The sequence below is a fragment of the Streptomyces camelliae genome (assembly GCF_027625935.1).
GTDB lineage: Bacteria > Actinomycetota > Actinomycetes > Streptomycetales > Streptomycetaceae > Streptomyces > Streptomyces camelliae.
The window spans coordinates 1,718,951-1,733,813 of record NZ_CP115300.1 but is presented as its reverse complement, the minus strand read 5'-3'; the positions used below and the strand labels follow the sequence as shown (position 1 = coordinate 1,733,813).

At 74.7% G+C, this 14,863-nt stretch carries 12 protein-coding genes; 8 read left to right on the top strand and 4 right to left on the bottom strand.

Annotated features, from left to right (window positions below; all coding sequences use genetic code 11):
- Nucleotides 1–49: 49 nt before the first annotated feature.
- The gene (locus tag O1G22_RS08060) at nucleotides 50–2,032 is read left to right on the top strand and encodes a DUF5107 domain-containing protein (RefSeq protein ID WP_270080687.1); all 1,983 of its coding nucleotides are present in this window, start codon (nucleotides 50–52) and stop codon (nucleotides 2,030–2,032) included.
- A gap of 11 nt (nucleotides 2,033–2,043) precedes the next feature.
- Here the strand turns inward: O1G22_RS08060 and O1G22_RS08055 are convergent, their stop codons facing one another.
- On the bottom strand, nucleotides 2,044–2,394 hold the full coding sequence (locus tag O1G22_RS08055; RefSeq protein WP_270080686.1) for a VOC family protein: 351 nt from the start codon (nucleotides 2,392–2,394) through the stop codon (nucleotides 2,044–2,046).
- Nucleotides 2,395–2,544: 150 nt separating this feature from the next.
- Here O1G22_RS08055 and O1G22_RS08050 point away from each other — a divergent pair, with 150 nt between their 5' ends.
- Together O1G22_RS08050 and O1G22_RS08045 are read left to right on the top strand one after the other, a co-directional pair.
- Nucleotides 2,545–4,395: a transketolase gene (locus O1G22_RS08050; protein WP_270080685.1), complete on the top strand. Its 1,851-nt coding sequence runs from the start codon at nucleotides 2,545–2,547 to the stop codon at nucleotides 4,393–4,395.
- A 198-nt stretch (nucleotides 4,396–4,593) separates the two neighbouring features.
- Complete coding sequence (locus O1G22_RS08045; protein WP_225095390.1) at nucleotides 4,594–5,280, top strand: GvpL/GvpF family gas vesicle protein; 687 nt, start codon at nucleotides 4,594–4,596, stop codon at nucleotides 5,278–5,280.
- A gap of 20 nt (nucleotides 5,281–5,300) precedes the next feature.
- Here the strand turns inward: O1G22_RS08045 and O1G22_RS08040 are convergent, their stop codons facing one another.
- Nucleotides 5,301–6,125 (bottom strand): class I SAM-dependent methyltransferase, encoded by an 825-nt coding sequence (locus O1G22_RS08040; RefSeq protein ID WP_225095389.1) that lies wholly within the window; start codon nucleotides 6,123–6,125, stop codon nucleotides 5,301–5,303.
- 212 nt (nucleotides 6,126–6,337) lie between these two features.
- Here O1G22_RS08040 and O1G22_RS08035 point away from each other — a divergent pair, with 212 nt between their 5' ends.
- The 5 genes from O1G22_RS08035 (at nucleotide 6,338) to O1G22_RS08015 (ending at nucleotide 13,415) form a co-directional block, all read left to right on the top strand.
- On the top strand, nucleotides 6,338–7,024 hold the full coding sequence (locus O1G22_RS08035; RefSeq protein ID WP_270080684.1) for a histidine phosphatase family protein: 687 nt from the start codon (nucleotides 6,338–6,340) through the stop codon (nucleotides 7,022–7,024).
- A 166-nt stretch (nucleotides 7,025–7,190) separates the two neighbouring features.
- Nucleotides 7,191–8,810 carry an ABC-F family ATP-binding cassette domain-containing protein gene (locus tag O1G22_RS08030; RefSeq protein ID WP_270080683.1) on the top strand — a complete coding sequence of 540 codons (1,620 nt, stop codon included), beginning with the start codon at nucleotides 7,191–7,193 and terminating at the stop codon, nucleotides 8,808–8,810.
- A gap of 81 nt (nucleotides 8,811–8,891) precedes the next feature.
- Nucleotides 8,892–9,221: a DUF6158 family protein gene (locus O1G22_RS08025; protein WP_374116020.1), complete on the top strand. Its 330-nt coding sequence runs from the start codon at nucleotides 8,892–8,894 to the stop codon at nucleotides 9,219–9,221.
- A 1,654-nt stretch (nucleotides 9,222–10,875) separates the two neighbouring features.
- Nucleotides 10,876–12,132, top strand: a complete 1,257-nt coding sequence (locus O1G22_RS08020; protein WP_270080682.1) for an aminotransferase class I/II-fold pyridoxal phosphate-dependent enzyme — start codon at nucleotides 10,876–10,878, stop codon at nucleotides 12,130–12,132.
- Nucleotides 12,129–13,415, top strand: a complete 1,287-nt coding sequence (locus O1G22_RS08015) for an MBL fold metallo-hydrolase (protein WP_270080681.1) — start codon at nucleotides 12,129–12,131, stop codon at nucleotides 13,413–13,415. The genes O1G22_RS08020 and O1G22_RS08015 overlap by 4 nt, the downstream gene beginning before the upstream one ends.
- Here O1G22_RS08015 and O1G22_RS08010 read toward each other — a convergent pair.
- Nucleotides 13,378–14,010, bottom strand: coding sequence for a DedA family protein (locus tag O1G22_RS08010; protein WP_270080680.1), 633 nt, complete (start codon nucleotides 14,008–14,010; stop codon nucleotides 13,378–13,380). The two genes, O1G22_RS08015 and O1G22_RS08010, sit on opposite strands and share 38 nt — an antisense overlap.
- On the bottom strand, nucleotides 14,007–14,780 hold the full coding sequence (locus O1G22_RS08005) for an MBL fold metallo-hydrolase (protein WP_270080679.1): 774 nt from the start codon (nucleotides 14,778–14,780) through the stop codon (nucleotides 14,007–14,009). Before O1G22_RS08005 ends, O1G22_RS08010 begins: the two co-directional genes overlap by 4 nt.
- Nucleotides 14,781–14,863: the final 83 nt, after the last annotated feature.

Below are 14,863 nucleotides of genomic sequence, written 5' to 3'. Positions count from 1 at the left end.
CCGTACCTCCCCTGGCCGACTCACCGCACGCCGGGTTCCATGGGGACTCGTGACGAGGATCCGACGTGAGGTACTGACCCTGCCCGCCGCGCAGCTGGGCCCGGACAACCCGCTGCCCCCGCTGCACCCCCTCGACGACCGCGACCTTCCCCAAGCTCTCAACTCCGTTCGAGCAGGGGAGACGCCGATCGGCATGCCCCGGGACATGGCCCGCCAGGTCGGTCACGAGCGCCTGCACAGCCTGCTCCCGGTCCGGGTCCGCGACGGCTACGGCAGAACCCGTGAACCCCGCGCCCTCGACGCCCTGGTGATCGAGAACGACCGGCTGCGCGCCACCGTCCTGCCCGGCCTCGGCGGCCGGATCGTCTCCCTGCTCCACCTGCCCACCGGACGCGAACTCCTGTACCGCAACCCGGTGTTCCAGCCCGCCGGCTTCGCCCTCAACGGCGCCTGGTACTCCGGCGGCATCGAGTGGAACATCGGCGCCACCGGCCACACCATCCTGTCCTGCGCCCCCCTGCACGCGGCCCGCGTCCCGGCTCCCGACGGCGGTCAGATGCTGCGCCTGTGGGAGTGGGAGCGGCTGCGTGACCTGCCCTTCCAGGTCGACCTGTGGCTGCCCGACGGCTCCGACTTCCTCTACGCCGGTGTCCGCGTCCGCAACCCGCACGAACGGCCCGTGCCCACCTACTGGTGGTCCAACATCGCCGTACCCGAGGAGCGCCGGATCCTCGCCCCGGCCGAGCAGGCCTGGCATTTCGGCTACGAGCGCCGACTGCGCCGGGTGCCCGTCCCGTCGTACGACGGCGTCGACCGCAGCCACCCCCTCAACAGCCCTTACGCCGCCGACTACTTCTACGACGTCCCCGACGGCCGGCGCCGCTGGATCGCCGCTGTCGACGCCGACGGCCACGGGCTGGCGCAGACCTCCACCGACACCCTGCGCGGCCGCAAGCTCTTCGTGTGGGGCCATCTGCCCGGCGGCCGGCGCTGGCAGGAGTGGCTGACCGAGCCCGGCACCGGCGGCTACTGCGAGATCCAGGCCGGCCTCGCCCGCACCCAGCTCGAACACGTCCGGCTGGACGCGGAGAGCGAGGTGTCCTGGCTGGAGGCGTACGGTCCCCTCGACGCGCCGGGTGCGCCGGGCGCGGGGGAGTGGGCCCAGGTGGTCCAGGACGCCGAGGACCGGCTGGAGGCGGCCCTGCCCCGCGCCCGGGTCGAGCAGGCCTACGCCGCCTGGCTGCCGTGCGCCGACACCGAACCCGGCGAAACCCTGGCCACCGGATCCGGCTGGGGTGCCCTGGAGGTGCTGCGCGCCGACTGGAAACTGCCCGGCACCCCGTTCCCCGAGTCCACCCTCGGCGCGGCCCAGGCACCCTGGCGGGAGCTGCTGCGCACCGGCTCGCTGCCCGAGCCGCGCCGGGTACGGCCGCCCGGCGAGACCCTCGTCGCGCCGCACTGGCGGGACATGCTGGAGACCGCGCCCGCCACCCCGCACACCGAGTACCACCTCGGCATCGCCCAGTGGCACGCCGGCGACCGCGCCCAGGCCGTCCGCAGCTGGGAACGCGGCCTCCAACTGGCGCCCTCCCGCTGGCCGTTGATGCGCTGCCTGGCCGTCGCCGACCAGACCTCAGGCCACCACGAACGGGCCGCCGAACGCTACGCCGACGCCTTCGACGACCTGTGCCGGGAGCGGCGCGACGACGGCGCCGACTGGACCGCCGCCCAGGCCGCGCTCGGCCGCGAGACCCTTCAGGCCCTGCTGCGGGTACGGCGCACGGCGGACGCCCGCGCCGTATGGGACCGTCTGCTGCCCGCCGTGCGCGAGCGCGGCCGCTTCCGGCTCCTCGACGCCGAGCTGCTGCTCGCCGAGGGCCGGCCCGACGCGGCGCGGGCCGTCCTCGACGCGGGTTTCGAGGTCGCCGACCTGCGGGAGGGTGAGGAGGTGATCGGCCGGCTGTGGGCCCGGCTCACCGACGAGCCGCTGCCCGCCCGCCACGACTTCCGGATGCGGCCGGAGCAGCCCTGAGCGGGGGCGGCTCAGGACCGCTGCTGGTCCACGTACTCGAAGACGGCGCCGTCCGGATGCATCGCCAGCAGATTGCGGCCGGCCGGCGTCGGCACCGGCCCGGCGAGGATCCGGGCGCCGAGGCCGGTCAGCACCTGGTGCGCCTCCTCGACGTCCTGCACGGCGATCGTCGCCGTCACCTTCCGCAGGATCTCCAGCTCCGCCTCCGGGCCGCTCATCAGCAGAAACGAGCCGATCGCGGCGACCTGCACCCCACCTCGCTCGAACCGTAGGGCTCTGCCGCCCGCCAGCCGCTCGTAGAACGGGACCGCGGCTTCGAGGTCGTCGACGCAGATGCGCAGGGAGGCGCCCAGAAACTCCATGGCCTTGAGCCTAGTTGGGGCGTCCCGGGTGGCACGAGGCCGCCCGCGTGACATGCCGTTCGGGTGACCCGCCGGAGGTTTACGTGCTCCGGCGCCGGTTACACGGAAAGCCTCCCGTGAGCCGACCCGCACCGACAGCCGTGGAGAAACATGAACACCGCCGAACTCACCGAACTGGGCCAGCAGTTGAGGGTGGACAGCGTGCGCGCCTCCGCCGCCGCGGGCTCCGGGCACCCCACCTCCTCGATGTCCGCGGCCGACCTGATGGCCGTCCTGCTGGCGCATCACCTGCGCTACGACTTCGAACGCCCCGAGCACCCCGCCAACGACCGATTCGTGCTGTCCAAGGGCCACGCCTCGCCCCTGCTGTACGCCGCGTACAAGGCGGCCGGCGCGATCGAGGACGGCGAACTGCTCACCTTCCGGGGGCTCGGCAGCCGGCTGGAGGGGCACCCCACGCCCCGGCGGCTGCCCTGGGTGGAGACGGCCACCGGATCCCTCGGTCAGGGCCTGCCCGTAGGGGTCGGCATCGCCCTGTCGGGCAAGCGGCTGGAGCGGACCGGCTACCGGGTGTGGGTGCTGTGCGGCGACAGCGAGCTGGCCGAGGGCTCGGTGTGGGAGGCCGCCGAGCACGCCGGGTACGAGCGGCTGGACAACCTGATCACGATCGTGGACGTCAACCGGCTCGGCCAGCGCGGCCCCACCCGGCACGGCCACGACCTGGACGCCTACGCCCGCCGCTTCCAGGCCTTCGGCTGGCACACCGTCGAGACCGACGGCCACGACGTCGACGCGATCGACCGGGCCTACGGGGAGGCCCTGTCCACCACCGGGCAGCCTGTGGTGATCCTCGCCCGCACCCTCAAGGGCAAGGGCGTGGCCGCCGTGGAGGACCGTGAGGGGCTCCACGGCAAACCGCTGCCGGACGCCGACCAGGCCGTCGCCGAACTCGGCGGCCCGCGTGACCTGCGCGTCCGGGTCGGCGAGCCGCAGGCCGCCGCCGCGCTGCGCGACCTGACCACCGAGGTGCTCCAGCTTCCGCGCTACGACGAGGGCGACAAGGTCGCGACGCGGGACGCCTTCGGCGCGGCCCTCGCCGCGCTCGGCACCGCCCGCGGCGATGTCGTCGCCCTCGACGGCGAGGTCGGCGACTCCACCCGCACCGAGGAGTTCGCCAAGGCCCACCCCGAGCGGTTCTTCGAGTGCTACATCGCCGAGCAGCAGCTCGTCGCCGCCTGCGTCGGCCTGGCCACGCGCGGCTGGCTGCCGTACGCCTCGACGTTCGCCGCGTTCTTCACCCGCGCCCACGACTTCGTGCGCATGGCGTCCGTCAGCGGCTCCGGGATCAATCTGGTCGGCTCGCACGCCGGTGTCGCGATCGGGCAGGACGGGCCCTCCCAGATGGGCCTGGAGGACCTGGCGATGTTCCGCGCCGTGCACGGTTCGACCGTGCTGTACCCGTGCGACGCCAACCAGACCGCCCACCTGGTCGCGGCCATGGCCGGCCTCGACGGCATCCGCTATCTGCGCACCTCGCGCGGCGCGACCCCGGTGCTCTACGGCCCCGGCGAGGAGTTCCCGGTCGGCGGCAGCAGGACACTGCGGTCCGGTGAGGAGGACCGGCTGACGATCGTCGCGGCCGGGGTGACCGTGCCGGAGGCGCTGGCGGCGGCCGACCGGCTCGCCGAGGACGGCATCCGGGTGCGCGTGATCGACCTGTACTCGGTCAAGCCGGTGGACGCCGGGACCCTGCGCCGGGCCGCCGAGGAGACCGGCTGCCTGATCACCGTCGAGGACCACCATCCCGAGGGCGGCCTCGGCGACGCCGTCGCGGAGGTCTTCGCCGACGGCCGCCCGGTGCCCCGGCTGGTCCGGCTCGCGGTCCGCACCATGCCGGGCTCGGCCGCCCCCGACCAGCAACTGCACGCGGCCGGCATCGACGCCGTGGGCATCGTCCAGGCCGCCAGACTGCTGGTGGAGGAGACGACGGGCGCACGCTGAGCGGCGATCTGTGGCGCGGACGCGGCCGCCGGGTCAGGCTGGTGCTGGACAGTTCCGCCGTACGACGGCGGAGCTGGACAATTCCGTCGTACGACGGCGGAGCCGGACAGTTCCGCCGTACGACGGCGGCGAGGAACACTGTACGGAGCGAGGAGAACGGCAGGGGGCGGGTACGAGGTCGCGGCGGAAGGAGGCGCCATGTCCGGGCTGCGCTACGTCTACGCGGTCTGCCGCCCCTTCGGCACGCCCCTGCAGGCCCAGCTGACGGGCGTCGCGGGCGTGCCGCCGGGCCTGCTGCGCCACCGCGATCTGGTCGCGGTCGTCAGTACGGTCCCGGCGGCCGACTTCGGCGAGGAGGCACTGCAGGCGCACCTCCAGGATCCGGTGTGGTTCGCCGCCACGGCCCGTGCGCACCAGGGTGTGATCGCCGCGCTGACCACGGTCACCACGCCGCTGCCGCTGCGGCTCGCGACCGTCTGCGAGGACGACAGCATGGTGCGCACGATGCTGGAGATGCACGGGGACGCCTTCCGGCGCGTCCTGGACCGGCTGGAGGGCCGGGTGGAGTGGGGCGTGAAGGTGTACACGGAGCCCGCGCCCGCCGCCGCACCCGGAGCCGTCGCCACACCCGGCGAGGCGTTCGCCCGCTCCCTGCACGAGCGCCTGGCCGGACGGGCGGAGGACTGCCGCATCCATGCCCCGCAGACCTGCCCGGTGTCCGGCCCGGCGGTCCGGAACGTGCTCGACGCCGCCTACCTGGTGCCCCGAGCCGCCTGCGAGGAGTTCGTGGAACTGATCGACCGCACACCCGAGGAGCCGGGAGTCCGGGTGGAGCTCACCGGCCCCTGGGCCGCGTACTCCTTCACGGGCGAGGAACCCCGCTGACGCAGGCCTGCCGGCTCCTGTCAGTCACGCTCCTTGCGGCACAGGATCTCCCCGTGCAGCACGGCGAACCAGCCGTCCTCCCGCCGGCCCCACTCCCGCCACGCCTCGGACACCGCCCGCAGCTGCTCCTCGGTCGCGTGCCCGCCCTGCGTGGCCCGGTCGGCGTAGGCCGAGGCCAGGGTGCGGTCCGCCCACAGGCCGCTCCACCAGGCCCGCTCCTCGGCCGTGGCGAACGTCCAGGTGCCGGTGGTGGCGGTGATGTCGGTCAGCCCGGCGGCCAGCGCCCAGGCCTTCAGCCGGCGCCCGGCGTCCGGCTCGCCGCCGTTGGCGCGGGCCACCCGCTCGTACAGGTCCAGCCAGTCGTCCAGGCCGGGCACCACCGGGTACCAGGTCATCGCCGCGTAGTCCGCGTCGCGTACGGCGATGTACCCGCCCGGCTTCGTCACGCGCCGCATCTCGCGCAGCGCCTGCACCGGGTCGCCGACGTGCTGGAGCACCTGGTGGGCGTGGACCACGCAGAAGGTGTCGTCCGGATAGTCCAGGGCGTGGACGTCGGCGACCGCGAAGTCCACGTTGGCCAGTCCGCGCCCGGCGGCGGTGGCCCGGGCCTGCTCCAGGATGCCGGGCGCCGCGTCTACGCCGGTGACATGGCCGTCGGGGACCAGTTCCGCGAGGTCGGCGGTGATGGTGCCGGGGCCGCAGCCGATGTCCAGGATCTTCATGTGCGGCTTCAGCGAACCGAGCAGATAGGCCGCGGAGTTGGCGGCGGTCCGCCAGGTGTGCGAACGCAGCACCGACTCGTGGTGCCCGTGCGTGTAGACGGCGGTCTCCTGCGCTTTCGGCATGGTGTTCCCCTTCACCTCTGGTTCCGGCGGTGTACGCATCACCGTACGCGCGCTTGCCGAATGTTGAGACCGTCGTTTTGCATAATGGACTGACGCCACGTCAGAAACCTTTGCCGGCCGGGCATGCCGACAGGTGTGGTTACCCTGCAAGGGCCCGCTTTCCGGTGGGTGCGCGCGCCGGGCGCCCGACCGGCGTGAAGGGAGAACCCCGCATGCGTCTGCTCCTCGTCCGCCACGGTGAGACCCCGTCGAACGTGGACCACCTGCTGGACACCGCCGTGCCCGGACCGGGGCTGACCCCGCTCGGCGAGGTACAGGCCGCCGCACTGCCCGCGGCGCTCGCCGACGAGGCCATCGAGGCCCTCTACGTCTCCACACTGCTGCGCACCCAGCTGACGGCCGCCCCGCTGGCCGCCGCCCGGGGCCTTGAGCCGATCGTCCGCGCCGGCATCCGCGAGCTGTCCGCCGGCGACCTGGAGATGCTGCCCGGGGACTCGCCGGGCGGCGTGCAGTACCTGCGCACGGTGTTCGCGTGGGCGGCCGGGGACACCACGCTGCGCGTGCCCGGCGGCGAGAGCGGCGACGAGGCCCTCGCCCGCTACGACGCCGTGATCGCCGAGGCCGCGGCCAGCGGCGCCGGCACCGTCGCCATGGTCAGCCACGGCGCCGCGATCCGCGTGTGGACCGCCGCCCGTGCCGCCAACGTCGACGCCGCCTTCGTCGCCGCCCGCCTCCTGGACAACACCGGCGTCGTCATCCTGGAGGGCTCCCCGGCCGACGGCTGGAAAGTCCTGTCCTGGCAGGGCGCCGCGGTGGAACCGGCCGGAGAGCCCGGCCCGACGGGGGAAGCGCTCGACTCGGCGGGGTTCGACGCGGCGGGGCTCGACACGGCGGGATAGCGGGAGGGCGGGGGACCGGCCCGGGGCGCAGGCCCGTGCCGTGCGCCGGGTGCGAGCGTGTACCCGGCGCGGCTGTGTGCCCGAGGGGCAAGCGTGCCCGGCGACGAGCGTGTGCCGGGGATAAGCGTTTGCCCCGGGCCGAGGCCGCCCCGCAGAATGCCTGCCCATGGGACATCTGGAAGCCGCGCACCTTGAGTACCACCTCCCCGACGGGAGGACCCTGCTCGGGGACGTGTCCTTCCGGGTCGGCGAAGGCTCCGCCGTCGCCCTGGTCGGCCCGAACGGCGCCGGCAAGACCACTCTGCTCCGGCTGATCTCCGGCGAGCTGAAGCCGCACGGCGGCACCGTCACCGTCAGTGGCGGCCTCGGCGTGATGCGCCAGTTCGTGGGCTCCGTACGCGACGACACGACCGTACGCGACCTGCTCGTGTGCGTCGCCCCGCCCCGCATCCGCGAGGCGGCGAGGGCGGTGGACGAGGCCGAGCACGCCGTCATGACCGTCGACGACGAGGCCGCCCAGATGCGGTACGCCCAGGCCCTCGCCGACTGGGCCGAGGCCCGCGGCTACGAGGCCGAGACCCTGTGGGACGTGTGCACCACCGCCGCCCTCGGCATGCCCTACGAACGCGCCCAGTGGCGCCAGGTGCGCACCCTCTCCGGCGGCGAGCAGAAACGCCTCGTGCTGGAGGCGCTGCTGCGCGGCACCGACGAAGTGCTCCTGCTCGACGAGCCGGACAACTACCTCGACGTGCCCGGCAAGCGCTGGCTGGAGGAGCAGCTGCGGCAGACCCGCAAGACGGTCCTGTTCGTCTCCCACGACCGGGAACTCCTCGCCCGCGCCGCCGAGAAGATCGTCTCCGTCGAGCCCGGTCCGGCCGGCGCCGATGCCTGGGTGCACGGCGGCGGCTTCGCCACCTACCACGAGGCCCGCCGTGAACGTTTCGCCCGCTTCGAAGAGCTGCGCCGCCGCTGGGACGAGAAGCACGCCCAGCTGAAGAAGCTCGTCCTGAACCTCCGCCAGGCCGCCGCCGTCAGCCACGAGATGGCCTCCCGCTACGCCGCCGCACAGACCCGCTTGCGCAAGTTCGAGGAGGCCGGACCGCCGCCGGAGCCGCCCCGCGAGCAGGACATCACCATGCGTCTGAAGGGTGGCCGCACCGGCATCCGGGCCGTCACCTGCGAGGGACTCGAACTGACCGGCCTGATGCACCCCTTCGACCTGGAGGTCTTCTACGGCGAACGGGTCGCCGTCCTCGGCTCCAACGGCTCCGGCAAGTCGCACTTCCTCCGCCTCCTCGCCGGCGAGGACGTCGCGCACACCGGGACGTGGAAGCTCGGCGCACGGGTCGTACCCGGCCACTTCGCGCAGACCCACGCGCACCCCGAACTCCACGGCCGCACCCTCCTCGACATCCTGTGGAAGGAGCACGCCCAGGACCGCGGGGCGGCCATGTCCAGGCTGCGCCGCTACGAACTGACCCAGCAGGCCGAGCAGTCCTTCGACCGGCTCTCCGGCGGCCAGCAGGCCCGCTTCCAGATCCTGCTGCTGGAGCTCGCCGGCGCCACCGCGCTGCTGCTGGACGAGCCCACCGACAACCTCGACCTGGAGTCGGCCGAGGCCCTCCAGGAGGGCATGGAGGCCTTCGACGGCACGGTCCTCGCCGTCACCCACGACCGCTGGTTCGCCCGCTCCTTCGACCGCTACCTGGTCTTCGGCACCGACGGCCGCGTCCGCGAGACCCCGGAACCGGTCTGGGACGAACGCCGGGTGGAACGGGCCCGCTGAGCGCCCCGGAAGCCATCCGTCCGGGGCCGCCGGGCTCTCGCAAGGCCCCGGGCCGTGGATCTTCGTATGGTGGATGCAGGAATGCCGGCTCCATGGTTCCGCCCCGGACACACTCGGGGCCGGGACCACGGACAGGACGAGCGGGGCACCACCATGACCGGAGTCGACCCCAGCCGACTGGACGACCAGCAGCTGATGAAAGAGCTGGAGACGATCCACCGCACGCGCCACGACACCCTCCTGTACGGCTCGAACGACGCGCTGCGGGCCCACAACGAGCGCATGGCGCAGCTGGAGGGCGAGTATCTGCGCCGCAACCCGCGCCGCCTGGTCAGCTCGGGCCGCACCCGCGAGGGCGCCCGCGAACGCGGCTGCGGCGAGGCAGCGACCCCCCGCGCATCCAGCACCTGACCGGCGCCCGCTTCCCAGTCCCGACCGGGGCTCGCTGCGCGGCTCTTCAGCGGCGTCCGCTTCCCGGTCCCGACCGGGATCCGGGCCCGGCGACCTGACCGGCGTACATGCCCCGCCCCGGCCGTCACCTCGGGTACGCACACGCGTGGGCCGGCATTCCCTGACGCTCCCCGGCACCGGCACCGGCACCGGCACCGGCACCGGCACCGGCACCGGCACCGGGACCGGGACCGGCACCGGGACCGGGACCGGCACCAGCGCCTGAGCCCGTCGTACCGCCTCCGTATGCCACGTCACCCGACCGGCCGTGCATGTCCCGCGAATGGGGTCCGGCCGCGCGCGGTACGGCCTCGTACGGGCTGAGATGGCTGCGAGGGCACACCCTGTGCCCCGGCCCCGTGCCCGGTACCCGTGGCGCCGTCCGGCAGTGCCGTCGTAGCGCGGCCCGGCCGAACCGCCGCCGCCCGTCGAGGAGCCCGCCCCATGCGCCGCACCGCCCGTGCCCTGTCCGCCGCCCTCGCCGCCGGTGCCGCGCTGCTGCTGGCCGGCCCCGCCGCCTCCGCGGCCCCTGCCGCCCGCGCCCTCCCCATGAGCTGCGACGCCGTCGGCGGAGCCGTACCCGGAGCGGCCCAGGCCCCGCTGCCCCAGCTCTTCCCGGACGGCAAACCCTGCGGAGACAGCGACGCCGGTCGGTGCCGGCCGGGGGAGCAGTCCTGTCGGGACACCCCGGGCTGCCGGGCCGGCGAGGCCTGCCCCGACGGTTCCTCGTGCCGCGAGCCCGGACGGTGCCAGGGAGACGGACGAGAGTGCGCCGGAGCCGGAGCCGGGGTTGGGGGCGGACCGGGAGCCGGAGGCGCGGGCGGACCGGGAGCCGGGGTCGGGGTCGGACCGGGAGCCGGAGGCGCGGGCGGACCGGGAGCCGGGGTCGGGGTCGGACCGGGACCCGGAGGCGCGGGCGGACCGGGAGCCGGGGTCGGGGTCGGACCGGGACCCGGAGGCGCGGGCGGACCGGGAGCCGGGGTCGGGGGCGGTCCGGGAGCCGAACCAGGGGTCGGGGGCGGTCCGGGAGCCGGACCAGGGGCCGGGGGCGGTCCGGGAGCCGAACCAGGGGTCGGGGGCGGTCCGGGAGCCGGACCAGGAGCTGGGGGCGGTCCGGGAGCCGGACCAGGAGCCGGACCAGGGGCCGGGGGCGGACCGGGAGCCGGTGGGGGAGCCTGTCCCGGTGGCCGGGGTTGTGCCGAACCCCGCGAACCGCAGCCCGGCGGCCGGCCCCACGACGGTGCCGACTGCGCCCCGGCCGGCGTCCAGCACGGCGTCGAGGCCGGACAGGGCGGCAGCTTCACCGACTCCGTGCCCGCCCTCGCCGCCGGTGGCATTCTCATCGCCACCGCCTGCGCCGGAGCCGGCTACCGCCTCCTCGGCCACCGCCGCACCACGGCGGACCGCCCCACCGGCGTGTGACCGGGACAACGCCCGGCGCCCCCCATGGACGGCCGCCCCACGGGTACACCAACCCGAGGACACCGGCACCCGACCCACGCACACCGGCCGTACCCCGGCGCCGGACGACGGCGCCGGACGGCGGCCCACCCGGCACCACACCACACCACACAGCAGCCCACGACGACCCACCACGGACTGCGCGGAGGCGGACATGCGGCGCACGGACCCCGAGGGCCACGGCCCCGTCCGCTACGGCCCGCCGCTCCCCGGCGACGGCCTGCCCGTCCTCCCCGAACTCACCGCCGTGCTCGCCGCCGCCGCACACCGCACCGACGCCCAGCCCGTCGGCGGCGCCCCCGCCCTGCTGGAAGCGGCCTGCGGCTACTGGACCCGCCGCGGCCTGCCCACCGTCCCCGACCAGGTCGCCGCCGGCCCCGGCGCCCCCGCGCTGCTGCTCGCCGTCACCGCCGCGCTCGCCTCGGACGGCGCCGACGTCCTCGCACCCCGCCCCTGCGCCGCCTGGTGGGCGCCCGACGCCCGCATCCTCGGCCGACCCGTCTTCCACGTGCCCACCCCCGCCGAGAGCGGCGGCGTCCCCGACCCCTACGCCCTGCTGGAGACCGTCCGCCGGGTCCGCGACGAGGGCGGCGACCCACGCCTGCTCGTGCTGTCCGTCGCCGACGACCCCACCGCCACCGTCGCCCCGCCCGAACTGCTCCACGAGACCGTCGAGGCCGCCACCACCGAGGGCCTGCACCTGGTCAGCGACGAGACCTGGCGCGACACCCTCCACCACCCGCACGACACCGTCCTGCTCAGCCCCGCCGAGATGCGACCCGACCGGGTCACCGTCGTCACCGACCTCGCCGGCTCCCTGCTGCCCCCCGGCTGGCCCGCCGCCGTCGCCCGCTTCCCCGCGACCGAACCCGGACTCCGCCTCCACGCACGCGTGCTCGACATCCTCACCGCGCTCGGCGCCCGCATCGCCGCCCCCGTCGCCGCTGCGGCCGGCTACGCCCTCGACGAACCCCGGCCCGTCATCGACCGCCGCGAGACCGCCGTACGGCTGCACGCGCGCGTGGCGGCCGCCGTACACACCGCGCTCGTCACCGCCGGCGCCCTCGCCCGACCCCCGCAGGCCGGCCGCCACCTGTACGCCGACCTCGGCCCGCTGCGCGAACCCCTCGCCGTACAAGGTGTCGGCGACGCACAGGAGTTGGAGGACCTCCTCACCGCCCGCCTCGGCATGCCGGCACCCGGCGGCCACCGCTTCGGCGACGACCTGGCCGCCCTGCGCGTACGCCTCGCCACCGGCCCCCTGCTCGGCGGCACCGACGAGGAACGCGTGGAATCCCTCACGTCACCCGCGCCGTTGGAACTGCCACACGTGCACCGTGCGTTGATCACCTTGACGTCGGTCCTCGACGATCTCCGTGACGAAGCTCAGCGACGGGAGCCTCCTCGATGACGCAGCAGACGCATGAGTCCGGACCGCCCACGACGACCTCGACGACCTCGACGACCTCGACGCCCGCGACGACCACGCCGACTCCCACGTCCGCATCCACCGCATCCACCGCATCCACCGCATCCACCGCATCCACCGCATCCACGACGCCCCTCGCACCGCCCTTCCCCCCGCTCGCCGAACCCCGCCCCCTGGGCGAACACCGGGTGTGGCCACGGACGTTCCACGACCGGCTCACCGCCCCGCTGCCCGGCCTCAAGGCCATGGCACGCTTCGCCCGCGAAGGCGCCGTACGCCCTGGCCGCGAAGGCCTCGCCGACCTCCCCCTGCTCCCCGTCGAACCCGCCCCGCTGCCTCCCGCCGACCCCCGCACCCTCGCCGTCACCTGGGCCGGACACGCCAGCTGGATCGTCCGCATCGGCGGCCTGACCGTCCTCACCGACCCCGTCTGGTCCCGCCGCATCCTCGGCACCCCCGCCCGCATCACCCCCGTCGGCGTCCCCTGGGACAGCCTGCCCTGCGTCGACGCCGTCGTCATCAGCCACAACCACTACGACCACCTCGACGCCCCCACCCTGCGCCGACTCCCGCGCGCCACACCGCTGTTCGTCCCCGCCGGACTCGGCCGCTGGTTCCGGCGCCGGCGCTTCACCTGCGTCACCGAGCTCGACTGGTGGGAAGGCGCCGAACTGGCCGGGGTCCGCTTCGACTTCGTCCCCGCCCACCACTGGTCCAAGCGCACCCTCACCGACACCTGCCACAGCCTCTGGGGCGGCTGGATCCTCACCGACACCGGCGGCCGGCGCCTCTACTTCGCCGGTGACACCGGCTACGGCCACTGGTTCTCCCGCATCGGCCGCCGCTACCCCGGCATCGACCTCGCCCTCATGCCCATCGGCGCCTACGACCCCCGCTGGTGGCTCAGCGACGTCCACTGCGACCCCGAGGAAGCCGTCCGGGCCACCCTCGACCTCGGCGCCCACCGCATGGCCCCCATGCACTGGGGCACCTTCATCCTCTCGGCCGAGCCCGTCCTGGAACCCCTCACGCGCGTGCGTACGGCCTGGCAGAAGGCGGGACGGGACCGGGAGGACCTGTGGGATCTGCCGGTCGGCGGATCAAAGGTGCTGGACGGGAGCGTCCCGTCAGGGGCGCGGGGCTGTGTCCGATATGCGGCTACCGCCGCGCCGGCGCGAGAAACCACAACGGACCGTCACCCCGAAGACGACCTCATCCCCGACGGCGCTACCGAAATCGCCGTACCAGACCCGGCATCACGCTGATCACCACGGTCAGCGCGACCGCCACCACAACCCCCTCCCACGGCTCCCTGAACAACGAACCCCCCAGCACACCGATGACCTGATACGTGGCCGCCCAGGCGAGACACGCCGGCAGATTCCCCCGGGCGAACCGCCTGAGCGGCCAGTCCGCCATCAGACACGCCAGCATCACCGGAACACGACCCGCCGGCACCAGCCGGGACAGCACCAGCACCGCGACCCCGTGCTCGGCGAGCTTCTCCCGCGCCCCCGCGGCCCGTTCCTCCGGCGCCCGCGACCGGATCGCCTCCAGCCACCGCGACCCGCTGCGCGACCGCATCCCGCGCCGCCCCAGCCAGTACAGCGCCCCGTCCCCGGTGAACGCCGCCAGCGACGCCGTCACGAACACCAGCGCCAGCGAGAACGGCGCCGTCTGATGGAACGCCACCACCGCCGCCGAACTCACCAGCGCACCCGTCGGCACCACCGGCACCAGCGCACCGATCAGCACCAGCAGGAACAACGAGGGATAACCGACCGCCTGCTGCGTCGACTCCGGCGGCACCGCCGACGTCGACGCGGCGGCGAGCGCCAGCGCCGAGGCCGGCCGGCTCACCGCGCCACCTCCAGCCGCACACTCTCCCCGTGCCCCAGCTTGCGCACCACCACCTGCGGCGCGACCACAGCCGCCAGCCGCACGAACTCGTCCCCCGGCGCGTGGAACTCGTGCGGCCGCACCGCCTCCATCCCGATGGGCCAGTACGTCCCGTAGTGCACCGGCACCGCCATCCGAGGCGCCAGCCGGGCCAGCGCCCGCGCCGCCCGCCCCGCGTCCAGATGCCCCTCACCCAGGAACGGCCCCCAGCCGCCCACCGGCAGCAACGCCACATCCACCGGACCGACCCGTTCCGCCATCGCGTCGAACAGCCCGGTGTCCCCGGCGAAGTACGTCCGCGCCTCCCCCTCCACCACGTACCCCAGCGCCGGCGACCGGTGCGGCCCCACCGGCAAGCGCCGCCCGTCGTGCAGCGCGGGCACCACCCGGACCAGCACCTCACCGACCCGCACCGCGTCCCCCGGCACCACCTCGGTCACCCGAAGACCCCGCAGCCGGCGCAGCGACGGCACCGCCCGCGGCGCACCCCGGGGCACGAGCAGGCGCGTACCCGGCGCGAGCGCGGCCAGCGAGGGCACATGCAGATGGTCGGCGTGCAGATGGGAGACGAGCGCCACGTCCGCGCGCCGGGCCCGGTCCGGCGGAACCGCACCCCGGCGCCGCCGCAGATGCGCCAGCCGGCGCGCGAACAGAGGATCGGTCAGCACGCGTATGTTCCCGTCCTGGACCGTGCAGGTGGCGTGACCCCACCAGGTGATCTCCACCGGCACCTTCTTCCGCCTCCTTCACGCGACTCCCCGAAGCCTACGGGCAGGAGTAGGGTCGGCCGCGAAACCCGGAGGTGAGGGGGACG

Bases quoted from the DNA above. Each gene is read 5' to 3' on its own strand.
- O1G22_RS08015 (WP_270080681.1), top strand. From the start codon at position 12,129: ATGACGCAGCAGACGCATGAGTCCGGACCGCCCACGACGACCTCGACG.
- O1G22_RS08020 (WP_270080682.1), top strand. From the start codon at position 10,876: ATGCGGCGCACGGACCCCGAGGGCCACGGCCCCGTCCGCTACGGCCCG.
- O1G22_RS08030 (WP_270080683.1), top strand. From the start codon at position 7,191: ATGGGACATCTGGAAGCCGCGCACCTTGAGTACCACCTCCCCGACGGG.
- O1G22_RS08055 (WP_270080686.1), bottom strand. From the start codon at position 2,394: ATGGAGTTTCTGGGCGCCTCCCTGCGCATCTGCGTCGACGACCTCGAA.
- O1G22_RS08040 (WP_225095389.1), bottom strand. From the start codon at position 6,125: ATGCCGAAAGCGCAGGAGACCGCCGTCTACACGCACGGGCACCACGAG.
- O1G22_RS08045 (WP_225095390.1), top strand. From the start codon at position 4,594: ATGTCCGGGCTGCGCTACGTCTACGCGGTCTGCCGCCCCTTCGGCACG.
- O1G22_RS08025 (WP_374116020.1), top strand. From the start codon at position 8,892: ATGCCGGCTCCATGGTTCCGCCCCGGACACACTCGGGGCCGGGACCAC.
- O1G22_RS08035 (WP_270080684.1), top strand. From the start codon at position 6,338: ATGCGTCTGCTCCTCGTCCGCCACGGTGAGACCCCGTCGAACGTGGAC.
- O1G22_RS08050 (WP_270080685.1), top strand. From the start codon at position 2,545: ATGAACACCGCCGAACTCACCGAACTGGGCCAGCAGTTGAGGGTGGAC.